General features: G+C 70.2%; 14 protein-coding genes. 10 read left to right on the top strand and 4 right to left on the bottom strand.

The window, feature by feature from the left end:
• Positions 1-1,610: type I polyketide synthase (locus AB0G35_RS28130; RefSeq protein WP_360955300.1), on the bottom strand; the 1,610-nt coding region annotated here is incomplete at its 3' end.
• 327 nt (positions 1,611-1,937) lie between these two features.
• The gene (locus tag AB0G35_RS28125) at positions 1,938-2,984 is read right to left on the bottom strand and encodes an NAD-dependent epimerase/dehydratase family protein (protein WP_360955297.1); all 1,047 of its coding nucleotides are present in this window, start codon (positions 2,982-2,984) and stop codon (positions 1,938-1,940) included.
• Positions 2,985-3,533: 549 nt separating this feature from the next.
• Between AB0G35_RS28125 and AB0G35_RS28120 the strand changes: the two genes are divergently transcribed.
• The 7 genes from AB0G35_RS28120 to AB0G35_RS28090 all read left to right on the top strand — a co-directional run bounded on the left by AB0G35_RS28120 (position 3,534) and on the right by AB0G35_RS28090 (position 10,618).
• A complete protein-coding gene (locus AB0G35_RS28120) occupies positions 3,534-4,745 on the top strand; it encodes a cytochrome P450 (RefSeq protein WP_360955294.1) in 1,212 nt (403 codons plus the stop codon).
• Between the two features lie 74 nt (positions 4,746-4,819).
• A complete protein-coding gene (locus tag AB0G35_RS28115; RefSeq protein ID WP_360955291.1) occupies positions 4,820-5,278 on the top strand; it encodes an FdtA/QdtA family cupin domain-containing protein in 459 nt (152 codons plus the stop codon).
• Complete coding sequence (locus tag AB0G35_RS28110; protein WP_360955288.1) at positions 5,275-6,465, top strand: DegT/DnrJ/EryC1/StrS family aminotransferase; 1,191 nt, start codon at positions 5,275-5,277, stop codon at positions 6,463-6,465. Before AB0G35_RS28115 ends, AB0G35_RS28110 begins: the two co-directional genes overlap by 4 nt.
• A gap of 26 nt (positions 6,466-6,491) precedes the next feature.
• Positions 6,492-7,370, top strand: a complete 879-nt coding sequence (rfbA, locus tag AB0G35_RS28105; protein WP_360955324.1) for a glucose-1-phosphate thymidylyltransferase RfbA — start codon at positions 6,492-6,494, stop codon at positions 7,368-7,370.
• Positions 7,371-7,413: 43 nt separating this feature from the next.
• Positions 7,414-8,391 carry a dTDP-glucose 4,6-dehydratase gene (gene rfbB, locus AB0G35_RS28100; protein WP_360955321.1) on the top strand — a complete coding sequence of 326 codons (978 nt, stop codon included), beginning with the start codon at positions 7,414-7,416 and terminating at the stop codon, positions 8,389-8,391.
• Between the two features lie 6 nt (positions 8,392-8,397).
• Positions 8,398-9,192 carry an alpha/beta fold hydrolase gene (locus AB0G35_RS28095; protein WP_360955285.1) on the top strand — a complete coding sequence of 265 codons (795 nt, stop codon included), beginning with the start codon at positions 8,398-8,400 and terminating at the stop codon, positions 9,190-9,192.
• Positions 9,182-10,618, top strand: a complete 1,437-nt coding sequence (locus AB0G35_RS28090; protein ID WP_360955282.1) for an NDP-hexose 2,3-dehydratase family protein — start codon at positions 9,182-9,184, stop codon at positions 10,616-10,618. The genes AB0G35_RS28095 and AB0G35_RS28090 overlap by 11 nt, the downstream gene beginning before the upstream one ends.
• An 89-nt stretch (positions 10,619-10,707) precedes the next feature.
• Here the strand turns inward: AB0G35_RS28090 and AB0G35_RS28085 are convergent, their stop codons facing one another.
• The gene (locus tag AB0G35_RS28085) at positions 10,708-11,874 is read right to left on the bottom strand and encodes an acyltransferase (protein WP_360955279.1); all 1,167 of its coding nucleotides are present in this window, start codon (positions 11,872-11,874) and stop codon (positions 10,708-10,710) included.
• A gap of 458 nt (positions 11,875-12,332) precedes the next feature.
• Between AB0G35_RS28085 and AB0G35_RS28080 the strand changes: the two genes are divergently transcribed.
• On the top strand, positions 12,333-13,415 hold the full coding sequence (locus tag AB0G35_RS28080) for a transposase (protein ID WP_360955276.1): 1,083 nt from the start codon (positions 12,333-12,335) through the stop codon (positions 13,413-13,415).
• A 70-nt stretch (positions 13,416-13,485) separates the two neighbouring features.
• Here the strand turns inward: AB0G35_RS28080 and AB0G35_RS28075 are convergent, their stop codons facing one another.
• Positions 13,486-15,333, bottom strand: coding sequence for a helix-turn-helix domain-containing protein (locus tag AB0G35_RS28075; RefSeq protein ID WP_360955273.1), 1,848 nt, complete (start codon positions 15,331-15,333; stop codon positions 13,486-13,488).
• 507 nt (positions 15,334-15,840) lie between these two features.
• Between AB0G35_RS28075 and AB0G35_RS28070 the strand changes: the two genes are divergently transcribed.
• Both AB0G35_RS28070 and AB0G35_RS28065 read left to right on the top strand, forming a co-directional pair.
• Positions 15,841-16,863, top strand: a complete 1,023-nt coding sequence (locus tag AB0G35_RS28070; protein WP_360955270.1) for an NAD-dependent epimerase/dehydratase family protein — start codon at positions 15,841-15,843, stop codon at positions 16,861-16,863.
• 29 nt (positions 16,864-16,892) lie between these two features.
• Positions 16,893-17,921, top strand: a complete 1,029-nt coding sequence (locus AB0G35_RS28065; protein WP_360955267.1) for an aldo/keto reductase — start codon at positions 16,893-16,895, stop codon at positions 17,919-17,921.
• Positions 17,922-17,960: the final 39 nt, after the last annotated feature.

The following is a 17,960-nucleotide window of genomic DNA, read 5'->3' as shown; positions in this document are numbered from 1 at the left end:
CCCAAAACCTCATCCAACGCCGCAGCGAACACCCCATCCGACGCATACAACTCACGCCCCATACCAGCCCACTGCGCACCCTGACCCGTAAACAACACCGCCGTCCCACCCGACACAGCCGTGCCGATGCGCACGCCGGCCGTGGTCTTGCCGTGGGCGAGTGCGTCGAGGGCGGCGACCAACTCCTCGCGGTTGCCGCAGGGCAGCGCGGCGCGGTGCTCGAAGAGGGTGCGTGTGGTGGCCAGGGAGTAAGCGACGTCCTGCGGGTCGGCGGCAGTGCGGCTCAGGTGGTCACGGAGCCGCGCGGCCTGGGCCAGCAGTGCCGGGTGGGAGCGGGCCGACAACAGCAGGGGCGGGGCCGGGTACGGGGCGGCGGTTAGGTCTTCCCGTGTGGTCGGGGCCGGCTCGGGCAGGTGCTCCAGGACCACATGGCAGTTGGTGCCGCCGATACCGAAGGAGCTGACGCCCGCCAGTAGGGGGGCGCCGTCCGGATCGGGGTGCAGCGTGGTCGGGGTCGTCTGCACCTTCAGCCGGAGCCGGTCCAGAGGGATGGCGGGATGGGGGGTGACGAAGTTGAGCGAGCCGGGCAGGGTGCGTTTCCGCAGGCAGAGTGCGGCCTTGACCAGTCCCGCGATGCCGGCTGCGCCTTCCAGGTGGCCGATGTTGGTCTTCACGGAGCCCACCAGCAGGGGGGCGTCCGCCGGCCGACCGGAGCCGTGGACCGCGCCCAGGGCCTGCGCCTCGACCGGGTCGCCCACGGGCGTGCCGGTGCCGTGCAGTTCGACGAAGCGCACCTTTGCGGGGTCGACTCCGGCCTCGATGCACGCTGCCCGGAGCACGGCTTCCTGGCCCTCGTGGTCGGGGGCGGTCAGCCCGGGGCCACCGCCGTCGTTGCCGATGGCGGCGCCGCGCACCACGCAGTACACCGGATCGCCGTCGGCCAGGGCGTCGGCGAGCGGCTTCAGCACGACGGCGGCACCGCCCTCGCCACGCACATAGCCGTTGGCGCGGGCGTCGAAGGTGTGGCAACGCCCGTCGGGAGAGAGCGCGCCGAGCCGCTCCATGGTGGCCGAGCCCTCGTCGGCGAGGATCAGGTTGACGCCGGCCGCGATGGCCATGCGGGAGGTTCCGGCGCGCAGGCTCTGGACCGCGAGGGCCACGGCGACCAGCGACGACGACTGCGCGGTGTCAACGGCCAGGCTGGGGCCGCGGGTTCCCAGGACGTAGGAGAGCCGGTTGGCGAGCATGGCGCGCTGGAGGCCGGTGGCGGTGTGGGCGCCGGCCGGTGCGCCGGCCCGGTGCAGCAGGGTGGCGTAGTCGTCGTGCATGGCACCGACGAAGACGCCGACCGCCTCGCCACGCAGGGATCCCGGGACGATTCCGGCGTCCTCCAGGGCCTCCCAGCCGAGTTCGAGCAGCAGGCGCTGCTGCGGATCGGTCTCGGCGGCCTCGCGCGGTGACATGCCGAAGAACGCGGCGTCGAAGTCGCCGACCGCCTCGATCATGCCGCGCCGACGGCCGTCGGCCGCGCGGCCGACGGCTTCCGTTCCATCGGTCAGCAGTTTCCAGAATTCGTCGATTCCCGGCGCGCCGGGAAATCGACAGGACATTCCGATAACGGCAACGGCATCGGATCGGTCGTCAATTCGGGAAGTCACGAGATCTCCAGACACCAGCATTCCTCAAGCTCTCGCCAGGCCACAGAATTCCTGCCTCTTCTGATCTTCACGATCGTACTGCGCCCAATTGGCCGCACGAAGGGAACGGCTGGCATCGAGAATCAATTGTGTCAAGTTCGCGGATTCCGGGCAGCTACCGAGGCGGGGCCGCCGACACCGACGGAACGAAATCCTCCGGCGGATTTTCCCGGGAAAAGGAGGCGGAATTGTGTCAGGTCTGCCGTGCCGACGGTGCCGCCGTGTGCGTGCGGCCGCCGATTACGCGCGCGTGCCTCGCCGGTGCGCATCCCACGCGGCCAGCAACTCCCGCTCCCGCTCGGGCGGGAGGCCCGCCCGCAGGCCCCAGGAGTTGACGAGCGGGAGCTGGGGCGGCGTCCGGTCGCTCAGGACCGCCCAGGCGTCGCGCACCGTCTCGGTGATCGGGCGGCAGGTCAGGCCCGCGGCCTCGGCCCGGTCGGCGGCGGTCGTCCACATGCGCAGGGCGTCCGGCCAGGGAACCCACATCGCGAGATCGCTCCACGGCTCCACCTCGCGCTCCAGGAGGAAGGCGTCGTCGGCCCAGACCAGTTCCGCCCGTGATCCGGTGGCGGCGGCGCACGCGGCCAGCAACTCGCCATAGGTGGCGTGCCGCTCGGGCGTGACGACCACGAAGGGGCCGGTGCGCCGCTCCTCCAGGCAGCGCAGGCCGAAGAGGGCGATGTCCCGCGCGTCGATGATGCGTATGCCGACGTCCGGGGTGCCGGGCGCGAGCACCCGCCGGCGCTCACCCTCGGCCGTGCGCAGCCGCCACAGCCAGGAATCCAGCTGGCCGACGTTGTCGTGCGGGCCGACGATCACTCCGGCCCGGAAGACGAGGGTGTCGCCGGCGAAATCGCGGACGACGGCGCGTTCGCAGCCGGCCTTGAGGACGCCGTAGTCGCCGTCGTCCGGTCCGGCCTCCGGGGAGCAGTCGTGGGTGGGGGAATCGTCGTTGATCGAGGGCGCCGTGCCCCAGTCCCGGACGGCCGCCAGGCTGGAGACGTAGAGGTAGGTGTCGGCATGGCCGGAGAGTGCGCGGGCGGCGGCGCCGACGACCTGCGGCACATAGCCGCAGGTGTCCACGACCGCGTCCCAGCGGCCGCCCTGGTCGACCAGCCGCTCCAGGTCGGCGGGCACCTGTCGGTCCCCGCGGATCGCCTTGACACCCGGCAGGTCGGCGGCGCTGACACCTCTGTTGAAGGTGGTGACTTCATGGCCGCGGCCCAGGGCCTCGGCGACGAAGGCCCGGCCCACGAACTGTGAGCCTCCGATGACAAGGATCTTCACGGGTTGTACCGCCTTCCTATGGTTCTGCCCGGACCGTGGGCCGGTCGGCTCCGCACGGGGCGTCCTCGTGCGCGCTGGTGGGGGGAGAGCGCCGGCGGGAATCGGTGCCGCGCACCCCGTTGACCCGTGACGGCTACTTCGGTGAGTCGATCACCCGCGGACTCCGGCCGGTGCACCGCGGACCCGTGCATCGGCGTCGACAAGGGGGAAGGGAGATGTCCAGCGGGTCGGGGTTCCGCTGCCGGTTCGCCGTGTTCTCCGGCGCGGAATTCCGTTAATTTCTCCATGCATCCCTCTCGCACGTGAACAGTGAATTGTTCAGCACCGGGACGGCTGGAACAACCGGCGAGCGATGAATGTGTCAGGTTGCCGGCGCCGCTGCGGCCGCCCCGGCGGTTTCCCGTCCGGGGGGCTCGGACTGGGATGTCATTGTGTCAGGTCTCCCTTGCTGGCGATCTTGAGCGATTCATAGGCTCACCGGCGTCGAGGGACCGAAGTAGCCGCGTCGCGCGCTCGGTCCGCCGTACCACTTTCCAAGGAGAATGGCCGATGTCCGAGGCCCCGACAGCACCACTCGAACTCAGCAAGGAGGCAAACGCCCAGGAGCTCCTGGACTGGTTCGCCTTCAACCGGACCCACCACCCGGTCTTCTGGGACGAGAGCCGGCAGGCCTGGCAGGTCTTCCGTTACGACGACTACCTGACGGTCTCCAACAATCCGCAGTTCTTCTCCTCCGACTTCAACGAGGTCATGCCGACCCCGCCCGAGCTGGAGATGATCATCGGGCCGGGGACCATCGGCGCCCTCGACCCGCCCGCCCACGGCCCGATGCGCAAGCTGGTCAGTCAGGCGTTCACCCCGCGGCGGATGGCTCGTCTGGAGCCCCGCATCCGGGCCGTCACCCAGGAGCTCCTCGACGCGGTGCGCGGCCAGGAGACCATCGACGTCGTCGGCGACCTCTCCTACGCCCTGCCCGTCATCGTCATCGCCGAGCTGCTGGGCGTCCCGTCCGGTGACCGCGATGTGTTCCGCGGATGGGTCGACACCCTGCTCACCAACGAGGGCCTGGAGTACCCGAACCTCCCGGACAACTTCAGCGAGACGATCGCGCCCGCCCTCAAGGAGATGACCGACTATCTCCTGCACCAGATCCACGCCAAGCGCGAGGCCCCGGTCGACGACCTGATCAGCGGTCTGGTCCAGGCCGAGCAGGACGGCCGCAAGCTCACCGATGTGGAGATCGTCAACATCGTGGCCCTGCTGCTCACCGCCGGCCACGTCTCGTCAAGCACGCTGCTCAGCAACCTCTTCCTCGTACTGGAGGAGAACCCCGAGGCGCTGGCGGACCTGCGCGCCGACCGCGAGCTGGTGACCGGTGCGGTTGAGGAGACGCTGCGCTACCGCAGCCCCTTCAACAACATCTTCCGCTTCCTCAAGGAGGACACCGACATCCTCGGCCCGGAAATGAAGAAGGGCCAGATGGTCATCGCCTGGAGCCAGTCGGCCAACCGCGACCCCGAACACTTCCCGGACCCCGACACCTTCGACATCCGACGCTCAAGCGGCTCCCGCCACATGGCCTTCGGCATCGGTATTCACCACTGCCTGGGCGCCTTCCTGGCACGTCAGGAAGGCAAGGTGATGCTCGAACTGATGCTGGACCAGATCAAGGAGTTCCGCATCGACCACGGCAACGCCCGCTACTACGAGGCCGATCAGCTCACCGCGAAGTACCTGCCCGTCCACGTCGAGTGGCGCTGACCGAGCCGCCGGCCCCCGGGTTCCGCGGTCCGCATCAGCCGCAGAGCCGCGCCCATCCCGAGAGGAGCGCCGCCATGGCCGAGAACGCAGCCGAGTCCTCCCACGCCGTGCGAGTCGGCAGGATCAAACCGTGTCGGCTGATCAGGCTCGAACAGCACATCGACCCGCGCGGCAGCCTCTCCGTGGTCGAGTCCGGCATCACCGTAGGCTTCCCCATCAAGCGCGTCTACTACATGCACGGGCAGTCGGAGTCGTCACCGCCCCGCGGGCTGCACGGGCACCGCACTCTGGAGCAGCTCGTCATCGCCGTGCACGGCGGATTCTCGATCAGCCTGGACGACGGCTTCCAGAGCACCACGTACCGGCTTGAGGAACCGGGCGCCGGGCTCTATATCGGGCCCATGGTGTGGCGAGTGCTCAAGGACTTCGCACCGGACTCCGTCGCCCTCGTCCTCGCCTCGCGGCACTACGAGGAGTCCGACTACTACCGCGACTACGACACATTCCTGCGCGACGCATGGAGCATCAAGTGAACGTGCCCTTCCTCGACGCGGGTGCGGCCTATCGGGAGCTGCGGGCCGACATCGACGGGGCCCTCCGGCGGGTGTCCGCCTCCGGACGCTATCTGCTGGGTGCGGAACTGGCGGGATTCGAGGCGGAGTTCGCCGCGTACTGCGACAACGACCACTGCGTGGCGGTCGGCAGCGGCTGCGACGCCCTGGAACTGGCGCTGCGCGCGCTCGGCATCGGCCCCGGTGACGAGGTGGTGGTGCCCGCGCACACCTTCATCGGCACCTGGCTGGCGGTGTCCGCCGCCGGGGCCCGGCCGGTGGGTGTCGACCCGACGCCGGACGGGCTGTCCATGGACCCGGCGCAGGTGGAGGCGGCGATCACCCCCCGTACCAGGGCCGTGATGCCGGTGCATCTGTACGGGCATCCGGCTGATCTGGACCCGCTGCTGGCGATCGCCGAACGGCACGGCCTGGCCGTGGTGGAGGACGCCGCGCAGGCGCACGGCGCCCGCTACCGGGGGCGCCGGATCGGGTCAGGCCATGTGGTCGCGTTCAGCTTCTACCCCGGCAAGAACCTCGGCGCCATGGGTGACGGCGGGGCGGTGGTCACCGGTGACGCCGCCGTGGCCGACCGGATCCGGCTGCTGCGCAACTGTGGCTCCCGGGAGAAGTACCGGCACGAGGTACAGGCCACCAACTCGCGGCTCGACGAGTTCCAGGCCGCCGTGCTGCGCGCCAAACTGCCGCGGCTGCAGGCATGGAACGCCCTCCGGGTGCACACGGCCGAGCGCTACAGCCGGGCCTTGGGGGCCCTCCCGCAGATCGCCGTCCCCGCCACCGCCCCCTGGGCCGACCCGGTGTGGCACCTTTACGTGATCCGCTGCGTGGAACGCGACGAACTGCGCCGCCGAATCGAACGGGCCGGGGTGCAGACCCTGATCCACTATCCCGTACCGCCCCACCGGACCCCGGCCTACGCCGACGACCCGGCCGGCGCTCCGGCCGGCACCCACCCGCTCAGCGAACGCCGTGCGGCGGAGAGCCTCAGCCTTCCCCTCGGGCCCCACCTCGGGGACGACGCGTTCCAGGCCGTCGTAGCGGCGGTCCGCGCGGCGGCCGCGGGACTGCCGGCGTATCCGGCGCCGGACGGCATGGAGCGCGCGACGCCGGGCGGCCACCGTCTTCCTCTATCGACGGAGATACGATGACCGAGACCATATCGGGGTGTCCCGGAATGAAGGGAATCATCCTCGCCGGCGGCGGTGGCACCCGCCTGCGCCCCCTGACCGGGACGCTGTCCAAGCAGCTCCTCCCGGTCTACAACAAGCCGATGATCTACTACCCGCTGTCCGTGCTGATGCTGGGCGGCATCCGCGAGATCCTGGTCATCTCGTCGTCCCAGCACATCGAGCTCTTCCAGCGACTGCTGGGTGACGGATCCCGGCTCGGCCTCGACATCACCTACGCGGAGCAGCCCGAGCCCCAGGGCATCGCCCAGGCCCTCACCATCGGTGCGGACCACGTCGGCAACTCCCCCGTGGCGCTGATCCTGGGCGACAACATCTTCCACGGCCCCGGATTCTCCTCCGTGCTCCAGGGCAGCATCCGCCACCTTGACGGCTGTGTGCTGTTCGGCTACCCGGTGAGCGATCCAGGGCGCTACGGCGTCGGGGAGATCGACCAGGACGGGCTACTGCTCTCCCTGGAGGAGAAGCCCGTTCGTCCCCGCTCCAACCTGGCCGTCACCGGGCTGTACCTCTACGACAACGACGTCATCGACATCGCCAAGAACATCAGGCCGTCCGCACGCGGCGAGTTGGAGATCACCGACGTCAACAAGGTCTATCTGGAGCAACGGCGCGCCCGGTTGATCGAGCTGGGCCACGGCTTCGCCTGGCTGGACATGGGCACCCACGACTCGCTGCTCCAGGCCAGTCAGTACGTCCAGCTGCTGGAACAGCGCCAGGGCGTGCGGATCGCCTGCGTCGAGGAGATCGCCCTGCGGATGGGGTTCATCAACGCCGACGAGCTGTATCTGCTCGGCTGCGAGCTGGGCAACTCGGGCTACGGCTCCTACCTGATGGAGGTGGCCTCCCATGCTGGCGCTGCCTGAGACGGAACCGTGGACCAACGCCCGGCGCACCAGCCGGCGGCCGCTGCGGATCCTGGTCACCGGAGGGGCCGGTTTCATCGGCTCACGCTTCGTGAACGCCCTGCTGAACGGCTCGATACCGGAGTTCGGCAAGCCCGAGGTGGTGGTGCTGGACGCACTTACCTACGCGGGCAACCTGGCCAATCTGGCGCCGGTGGGCGACTGTCCGCGGCTGAGGGTCGTCCGGGGCGACATCTGCGACCGCGGCACCGTCGCCCTGGCCATGGCGGGCGCCGATCTGGTGGTGCACTTCGCGGCCGAGTCGCATGTGGACCGGTCGATCGACGACGCGGACGCCTTCGTGCGCACCAATGTGCTGGGCACCCACGTCCTCCTCCGGGAGGCGCTGGCCGTGCGCCCGGGCCGGTTCGTGCACGTCTCCACGGACGAGGTGTACGGCTCGATCCCGCACGGATCGTGGCCTGAGGACCACCCGCTGAGCCCCAACTCCCCCTACGCCGCTTCCAAGGCGGCCTCCGACCAGCTGGCGCTGGCCTTCCACCGGACACACGGGCTGCCGGTGTGCGTCACCCGCTGCTCCAACAACTACGGGCCGTACCAGTACCCGGAGAAGATCATTCCGCTGTTCGTCAGCAATCTGCTTGAGGGGGCGGCCGTCCCGCTCTACGGCGACGGCGGCAACCGGCGCGACTGGCTGCACGTGGACGACCACTGCCGGGGCATCGCCCTGGTGGCCCGGGGCGGCCGCCCCGGCGAGGTCTACAACATCGGCGGCGGCACCGAACTGACCAACACCGAGCTCACCGAACGCCTGCTGAAGCTGTGCGAAGCCGACTGGTCGGCGGTGCGGGAGGTACCGGACCGCAAGGGTCACGACCGCCGCTACTCCGTCGACTACGCCAAGATCGCCAACGAGCTGGGCTATGCGCCGCGGATCGGTATCGACGAGGGACTGGCGGAGACCGTGCGCTGGTATCGCGAGAACCGCGCGTGGTGGCAGCCCCTCAAGAAAGGACGATGAACCTTCGTGTCCGCATCGACAGATCCGCGACTCCTGAGCGACCTGTGGCTGCGCCGGTACCGGCCGCGCGCCGCACCCGCGGTGCGGCTGGTCTGCTTCCCGCACGCCGGCGGCTCGGCCACGTCCTTCCTGCCGTTCGTCCAGAGGCTGCCCGACCAGGTCGAGGTGCTGGCCGTCCAGTACCCCGGCCGCCAGGACCGTCGCGGCGAGCCGCTGATCGACACCATCGAGGGCCTGGTCGAGCCCCTGGCCGAGGTGCTGGCGACACACTCCGACCGGCCCCTGGTGCTCTTCGGGCACAGCATGGGCGCCACCGTGGCCTACGAGGTCGCCCGCGTGCTCCAGCAGCGGGGGGCGGCGCCGGCCGGGTTGGTGGTCTCCGGCCGGCGGGCCCCCATCGTGAACCGTCCGATGACCGTGCACCTCTACGACGACGACCGGCTGCTGGCCGAGCTCCGCTCGCTCGAAGGCACCGACGAGAGTCTGCTCAACGACCCCGAGCTGCTGCAGCTGGTGCTGCCCGCGATCCGCAACGACTACCGGGCCGTGGGGACCTACACCCACCGCCCGGGGGCGCCGCTGGCCTGCCCGCTCACCGTGTTCACCGGCGCCAACGACCCCAACGTCACGGCGACCGAGGCCGCCGCATGGCAGGCCGTCGCGGAGGCCGGCGCCCAGGTGCGGACCTTCCCCGGCGGCCACTTCTTCCTCTACCAGCGGGCCGCGGAGGTGTGCGGGTCCCTCATGGACACCCTCGCACCGCTGCTCCCCGCGGGCTCCAGGGGGAGCCATGCGGCCTGAACCGGGGTCCGTCGCCGAGGCCGACTACGCCGACCGCCTGCAGACGGCCGAGCGGGTGCGCCGGTCGGCCGACGTGCTCGACAGCCGGGTGACCCCCATGGCGGAGGTGACCGGCTGGCTGGTCGAGTACCAGCGGGCCCACCACTTCCGCACGGAGCCGATCCCCTTCCACGACCTGCAGCGGTGGTCCTTCGAAGACGGCACCGGCAATCTGCGCCACGAGACGGGCCGCTTCTTCTCCGTCGAAGGTCTGCGCACCAGCTCCGACCTCGACCCCGTCGACCGCGTCCAGCCGATCATCGTGCAGCCCGAAGTGGGGCTGCTGGGCATCCTGGCGCGCGAGTTCGACGGGGTACTGCACTTCCTGATGCAGGCGAAGCCGGAACCCGGCAATGTCAACGGGCTCCAGCTCTCCCCTACGGTGCAGGCCACCCGCAGCAACTTCGACGAGGTGCATCGCGGCCGCTCGACGCCGTTCCTGGACCGCTTCATCCAGCGCCCGGGGCGCCGGGTGCTGGTCGACGCCATTCAGTCGGAGCAAGCCGACTGGTTCCTGCACAAACGCAACCGCAACATGGTCGTCGAGATCGACTCGGCCGTGCCGGAGCACTGCTCGTTCCGCTGGCTGACGCTCGGCCAGATCCGTCGCCTGCTGCTCCGGGACGACCTCGTCAATATGGACACCCGCAGCGTGCTGGCCTGCCTGCCGACTGCGCACGGCGCACCCGGCGACGACGACGAGGGCTTCCCGGCGGCGCTGAGGCGCTCGTTCTACGGGGAGACCGAGCCGCTGCACGAGCTCAACGCGATCACCGGCTGTCTCACCGACGTCCAGGCGCTGCGTGTGCTGCGCCAGCAGAGCGTCCCGCTCGACCAGGTGTACGAGGACGGCTGGCAGCGGACCGGGGCCACCATCCGGCACCGCAGCGGCGAGCGCTTCGAGATCATGGCGGTCGAGGTCACCGCGGAGCAGCGCGAGGTGGCGTCCTGGACCCAGCCGCTGCTGCGCCCGTGTTCCCAGGGGCTGATGGCCCTGGTCGTCCGGCGGATCAACGGGACGTTGCACGCCCTGGTGGCGGCCCGGTCGGACGTGGGCACGCTGAACTTCGCCGAGTTCGGCCCCACCGTGCAGCTCAGGTCGGCGTGGCCGCGCGGCGAGGGCAACCCGCCGCCGTACCTGGAGTACGTGCAGTCCGCTGCCCCGGGCCGCGTACGGTACGACGCGGTGCTCTCGGAGGAGGGCGGGCGCTTCTACCACGCGCGCAACCGGTACACGGTCGTCGAGGCCGGCCCTGAGCTGACGGTGGACTGCCCGCCCGGCTTCCGCTGGGCTACCCTCGGGCAGCTCACCGAACTGCTCGCGCACGGCAACTACCTCAATGTGGAGCTGCGCACACTGATCGCCTGCGCACACGCCTCCTACTGAGACACGGAAGACCGGGGTTCCGGTCAGCGAAAACCCTGCGGGGCGCGCCATGTGGCGCGCCCCGCACACTGTTGTGGCGCCGGACCCGCTCAGGACGGCAGGGGCGCCGACGGCTCGGACTGCGGGACCTTGGACGCGCGGGACGCCTTGCGGGAGCGGCCGAGGGCCCGGACGACCGGCTTCTCCACGAAAAAGTGGAGGAGCGCGGCGAGGCCCAGGCTGAGCCCGAGGGCGAGAACGGTCAGGCCGATCGCGGCCGGGGTGTCCCACTGCCGGTAGTAGCCCAGCTCACCGCCGAGGAAGCGGTGCCCGTACTGGATGACGAGGTAGTGGATGACGTAGAAGGCGAAGGTGAGTTCGCCCAGCAGCACCATCGTCCGGGTGCCCAGCCACGACCGGGTACCGCGTATGTCGCCGACGGCCAGGGAGCCGAGCAGCAGCGCGATCAGCGGGACCGTCGCCGTGACGCGAGCCAGATACGACGGCAGTGCGAAGGACAGCGCGAACGCGCCGGCGAACAGCAGCGCACACACCCCCGGGGTCGGGCCGGCCCAGCGGCCGCGCCTGACGATCTGCGCCATCAGGACGCCGAGCGCGAATTCCAGGAGCCGCACCGGCGGAAGCATGTAGATGAACCAGTACTGCAGCTCCGGCATCTTCGGGTCCCAGGGCAGCGCGGAGTCCGAGGGCAGCAGCAGGGCGAGGGCAGGTACGGCCGCGACGACGACGGAGATGCCCAGGACCCAGGACCACAGCCGCTCGGCACGCATCTTGGAGAAGAAGGCGAACAGGAACGGGAAGGCGGCGTAGAACAGCATCTCGCAGGAGAGGGACCACGCCACCGGGTTCATGCTGCCGTACTGGTGGTAGTCGGGGAACCACGACTGGACAAGCAGCAGGTTGCTGACGAAGCCGTCCCAGACCGACCCTCCCATGTTGGGTTCCTTCAGCCACAGCACGATCGCCAGTGTGAGCAGCAGGACCGGCAGGTGCAGCGAGTAGGCCCGAACGCAACGGCGGCGCCAGAAGGCGGCCTTGGACGGGTCGGGCATGCCCGCCCAGGTGAGCACGAATCCGCTGAGCATGAAGAAGAACGAGACCGCCAGCGGCCCCAGGGCGTCCAACGGGACCTGTGCGGTGGAGTTTATCTCGGCGTTGCGGAAAAACGGCTGGGAAGCGATATGAGAGCAGAACACCACCAGTGCGGCGATGGCCCGCATGCCGCCGAGCGACGGCAGGTGTTTCGGCAAGGGCATAGCAGTACCTCGAAGGCGAATAGGAGTGGATGAGAGGGGATTTCTAGGGCATGGACACTGAGCCGGCAAGCGACAGCTGACACAGTGGTGTCGGCGTCCGGAAAACGTCAGCAAAAATAGATTTCGTGATCACCGGCCGTAGCGGCATCGTTCCGTAGCGCCATTCGATGAGGTGCCCCAACACCAACTACCGGTCTGCACAGGTGAGTTGGTCATCAGGTACGGGTGCGCTGCCGGCCGCCCGCCCGTTGCTCACCGCGGGGGCCGAGGCGGCTGCGAAAGTGTGTGCCGAGCGCATCTGGGAGGGCCCCGAGCATTCCGGAAGGCTATGCCACATGCAGTTGCCGGAATTCGAACGCCCTGCGAGGACCGCGATGCTCGTTACCCCCCTTGGCCCGAAACCGCATTCCCCCCACTCCCTTGCCGGTTCCGTCGCGCACGACGGTGTCGAATCACTGGTGAACGAAGCGTGCGAAGAACTGCTCGGTTCGCTGCGCCGCGCCGACCAGCGCAGAAGAGGTGGCCAGTACTTACGCGGCTTACTCACCGCCACTGGGCGCAAGACCGCCCGGAACATCGCCAACTTCGGCGGGACGGGGGCCTCGGCACAGAGCCTGCACCACTTCGTGGCCAGCTCGACCTGGGACTGGCGCCCGGTGCGCGCGACCCTGGCCCGCTACGTGGACGACGGGCTGCGCCCGAACGCCTGGGTGATCCGGCCGATGGTGGTCTCCAAGACGGGGGTGCGCTCCGTGGGGGTACGACGGCGCTTCGTTCCCGACCTCGGCCGGGTGATGAGCTGTCAGCGCAGCTTCGGACTGTGGATGGCCTCCGACGCGAGGGCCGCGCCGGTGAGCTGGCATCTGACGCTGGACGGCGAACCGGGCGGCGAGGCCGACGGACGGCCCGACGCGCCGGGCGAGGAGAGGGATGTGGCGCGGCTGGTGACGGAGATCGCACAGGCGAACCGGACGGTGGCACGCCCGGTGGTGATGGACGCGCGGACCGCCGCGGTGCCGCCGCTGGTGCGCGCGCTCACCGCGGCCGGCCTGCCCTTCATGCTGCGGGTGGGCGGTGAGCTTCCGCTGGACCCGGCTGCCGGCCGGGTCCAGCTGGGCCAGCGCCCGCAGACCGCGCCCGCGCAGCACCTCATGGAGCAACTCAAGCGGCTGGGCCGCCCCGTGGAGTGCCATGGCGCGGTCAACTTCGTCACGCCGCTCGCCGTGGTGCTGCCCGGCGCGCTCCCGCGGCGGACACTGCTGCTGATGGGGGTGTGGCGAGCCAACCGCCGGCGCCCCGCAGACCTGTGGCTGACCGACCTCACCTCGTCGGGGCACAGTGCGCTGCTGCGGCTGGCGATGCTGACCGAACGGGTGGACTCCGACTTCGCCGCGGTCAGTGTCGATGTCGGCATCCGGGACTTCGAGGGACGCTCGTTTCAGGGCTGGCACCGGCATGTGACGCTGGCTTCGATCGCCCACGCGCTGCGGCTGTCGCAGGACGGGCAGTGGTGCGAGTACCAGGTGCCCATCGCCGGGTGACCACGAACGATGGTGCGGCCACCGGCAGGCCACGCGCCGGCCGGCCCGCCGACGGTCACTCGGGCAGTGCTCAGAGTGCGGCCCGGGAGACGGACGCGAGGCGTGGGGAGAGGACGGAGCGCACCTGATGCAGCCGCAGGGCCAGTTGGATGTCCAGCACGCGCTGTGGGCACTGCCAGTCCTCCCCCAGCAACTGGCCGATGCGCTCCAGTCGGCGCGAGACGGTGTTGGGGTGCACCCGCAGTGTCTCGGCGGCGCGGGTGGGGCTCCTGCCCGACTCCAGATACGCCCTCAGCGTAGCGATGAGATCCGTGAAGCGGTGGGTGTCGTAGTCGACCACGGGCCCGATGGTCGACGTGATGTAGCCGGGGACATCGTTTTCCTCGGCCAGGAGCATGCCGAGGAAGCCCAGGTCAGAGGCGCATGCGGTGCCGCCGTCAGCGCCGAGCGCGCGCAGTGTCTCCAGGCACTGTGCGGCCTCGCGATAGGCGTCGCCGATGCCGTCGACGGTCGAGGCGGGGCCGGCTGCCCCAACGGTGATCGCGCGCCCCACTCTGGTGGTGAGTTCCCGGGCGGCGGTCTGCGCCACGGCCTCGGGGGCCTCGCCGGGCAGCAGCAGGACGACCGCGCCATCCGGTACGCTGCACAGCCCGCCGAGCTCCTGCGCGTAGTCCGCGGCGGAGGTCTCCAACCGCGCCGCGGCGCCGTGCGGTGCGCTCGCCACCAGGACGACGTGCGGGCGGCGGAAACTGAGGGAGAACAGGAGGGCGCGCTCTCTGAGGAGGGCGGGCGAGCGCGGCGCCCCGACCAGGTCGTCGAAGAATTCCTGGTGACCTGGGGCCTTGGCGGAGTTGTTGTGCTGGATGCGTAGATGAAGTGCCAGCGCACGGGCGACAACGAGGAGCAGCGGTACGACGGAGTGGTCCGCCGCGGGCCCGACATCCGTTAAGAGGAAGCCGGAGTTGCACTCCCCGGGGCACAGCGGGACCACCCATAACCCTTGGTCGACGGGGGTAGGGTGGCCGGTCTCGGCGGCCCTGTCGCAGGCTGCGCGCAGGTCCGCGGTGGGTACGGGGCGCAGTTTCCCGTACTCGGCGAGTGGTCGGCCCAGCGGGTTGCAGATACCGGTGCCGCCGCCTAACGCCTCCGCGGCGACGGCCAGTAAAGCGTCGACCTCGCACCGCTCCAGGATCAGGGCGATCAGGCGCGCCTGGAGGTCGGCGGACCTTCGGGTGACCGTGAGGGCCGCGCGGGCCTCACCGACGTCCGCGTGCAGCCGCCCGATGTCGTTCCGGAGCTCTTCGACCAGCACGATGCGCTCGATGGCGGCGGCGGCCAGATCGGCGAGCGAGCACAGCAGGGTGATTTCGTTGGGCGCGAGATGCCGGACCTGCCGGTCGGCGACGTAGAGCACCCCCACCCCCATGGACTCGTCCCTGACGCACAACGGCACGCCCAGGACCGCGCGCAGCCCCTCCGAGCGGATGACGTTGTCGATGCTCTCGACGTGGTTGATGCTGGTGTCCGCGAGGTAGTCGGGCGTCCAGAAGGGAGCGCGGCAGGCGCGCACCATACCGCCCAACCCGCCGCTGACGGGCAGCCGGAGGCCGACGGCGACCGAGACCGCGTTGCCGTCGGCGCTCTGCACCTCCGTGTCAGGCTCGCCCTCCTTGTGCAGGCTGACGTAGGAGACATCCAGCTTGAGCAGCAGCCGTGCCCTGCGGGCGACCGAGTCGAGCAGGTCCTTGTAGTGCCGGGCACGGACGAATTCATGGGCGGCCTCGACCAGCGCCGCGAGCTCCGCCTCGCGGTCGCGGCGGTACTCGATCATCGACTGTGCGGTGAGGGCGAGCCGGTTGAAGCGCTCCAAACGGCGCATCCGTTCCTCGCTTGCGCCTTCGCTTTCCGCCCGCGCCATGAGCCGGTCGTATTCACCGCGCGGGGCCGAGCGGGCGACGAATTCAAGGAAGGTGATTGCGTCACCTTCCTGGTCTTTTCCAGCCAGTTCTCCACCAGAATCCAGGCCACTCATGCCGCAGGCGCCCCCATCTCCGTGCCTTTACCAAACCAATGGAACGCTATTACATTCCTGCTACACCCGTCCACAGATCTTCAGAGCCCTGTGAGGGCCACCACAGCCCCTCCGCGGGCGTTCCCTCAATACCTACTCGCCATAATGTTTCATCCTTTTCGCCCGATTCCGATGGGGTCGTTGGAGCGGCGGCCGCTTTACCGACCGGAGAGCCGGTGAGCAAAAGCGCGGGGATGTGTGGCCGGACCACCATCCACGCCCTGGAAGTGTTGCCACACCACCACCGGCCACGACACTCAAGCGGCCCGGACGGACCCCGCAGACAAGGTCAGGTTTCCGTAGACGCGCCCTGGAGGGCTCGGCACGCTGAGCGGCACACAGAGGGGAGAATGTGTGAAGCTCACTACCGAGTTGTTCAAGCGGTCGCACCATCCGCGCGGGCCATTGGTCACGGTGCTCGGCGCGTCGGGATTCCTCGGGTCCGCCGTGGTGACCGAACTCGCCGCACTGCCACTGCGCTTGCGCCTGGTGGCGCGCGGCCCCAGCCGTGTGCCGGCCGAGCCGGTGGCGGACGTCGAGGTGCGCCGGGCGGACCTCGCCCGGCGGGACGCCGTCGCGGCCGCCGTCGAGGACGCGGACGCCGTCGTTCATCTCGCGGCGGGGATCGGCGGACAGCAGTCGTGGCGCGCCGCCGACGAGCACGCGGAGCGGGTGAACGTCGGCATGATGCGCGACCTCGTCGATGTGCTGCGCGGCCGGAGCGGCGTCCGACCGACCGTGGCTTTCGCCAGCACGCTCCAGGCCGGGTCGCCCACGGGCAACGCCGCCCCCCTGGGCGGCTACGCATCGCAGAAGATCGCCGCCGAGGGGATCCTGCGCGAGGCCACGGCCGAGGGCGCCGTCCGCGGCGTCGTGCTGCGGCTGTCGACCCTGTACGGCCACAGCCCGCTCTCCGACGGCGCCGGGCGCGGCGTGCTCGCGTCGATGACCCGCCGCGCCCTCGACGGCGAGGCCCTGACCATGTGGCATGACGGATCGGTCGGGCGCGACTTCCTCCACGTCCGGGACGCGGCCGGCGCCTTCATAGCGGCCCTGGAGCACGCGACGGAGCTGCAGGGCGAGCCCTGGATCGTCGGAACCGGCCGCCTGGAGCGGCTCGGCGACGTGTTCACCGCCCTGGCCGGTCTGGTGGCCGAGCACATCGGCGGGACTCCGGTTCCGGTCGTCGCCGTGCCACCCCCCGCTTACGCCGAAGCGGGTGATTTCCACAGCCCGGAGTCCGACTCCGCCGCCTTCCGGGCAGTGAGCGGCTGGGCTCCCCGGGTGCGGTTCTCCGAGGGGCTGCGGGCCATGGTCGCGGCGATCGCCGCCGCGCACCCCGCACCGCCGGCTGCGCACCCGGCGGTGCGTTCTTGAACGGGTCGAGTCCGAAGGGAGGACCGCGGATGAGTGAGGACCGCACACCAGCTAGGCACACATACCGGTACCAGCCCCCGCAGCGGCACACGCATACCCGGCTGGGCCGCAGCGCGACGCTGGTGAGCCGGCTCTGGCTGGGCACCGTGAACTTCAGCGGGCGCGTCGAGGACGCCGACGCCGTGCGGCTGATGGACCACGCGCTCGACCGGGGCATCAACTGCATCGACACCGCGAACATCTACGGCTGGCGTCTCTACAAGGGGCACACCGAGGAGCTCGTCGGGCGGTGGCTGGGCCAGCGCCGCGGTCGACGTGACGACGTGGTGCTCGCGACCAAGGTCGGCGAGGAGATGAGCGACCGGGTCAACGACCACGGCCTGTCGGCCCGGCACATCATCTCCGCCTGCGAGCAGTCACTGCGCCGCCTCAACGTGGAGCACATCGACCTCTATCAGATGCACCGCATGGACGACGCCGCTTCCTGGGAGGAAATCTGGCAGGCGATGGACCGGCTGGTGGCCGACGGCAAGGTCCGATACGTCGGGTCGTCGAACTTCGCGGGCTGGAACATCGCGGCCGCCCAGGAGAACGCGGCGGCCCGGCGCTCCCTCGGTCTGGTGTCGGAGCAGTGCCTCTACAACCTTGCCGACCGGCACGTCGAACGGGAAGTGCTTCCGGCTGCCCGCGCCTACGGTGTGGGGGTCTTCGCCTGGTCGCCACTGCACGGCGGTCTGCTGAGCGGGGCACTGCGCAAGCTGGCGGCCGGTACGGCGGTGAAGTCGGCGCAGGGCCGGGCGCAGACGCTGCTGCCGGAACTGCGGCCCACCATCGAGACGTACGAGCGGTTCTGCGACCGTATCGGCGAGGACCCGGCCGACGTCGGCCTGGCCTGGGTGCTGTCCCGGCCGGGGATCAGCGGCGCGGTGATCGGTCCGCGGACCACGGAGCAGCTCGACTCGGCGGTTCGCGCCCTCGGCCTGGTCCTCGGTGACGCCGAACTCGCCGAACTCGACGCCCTCTTCTCCCCCGCCGGCGGCCGGGCCCGGGAAGCCTGAGCCGCCCGGGACCGGCGGGGCGCCGGCCGGCAGCGGGCC

The organism is Streptomyces sp. NPDC021749, assembly GCF_040640655.1.
Taxonomy (GTDB): domain Bacteria; phylum Actinomycetota; class Actinomycetes; order Streptomycetales; family Streptomycetaceae; genus Streptomyces.
This window is presented reverse-complemented; position numbering and strand designations above follow the sequence as displayed.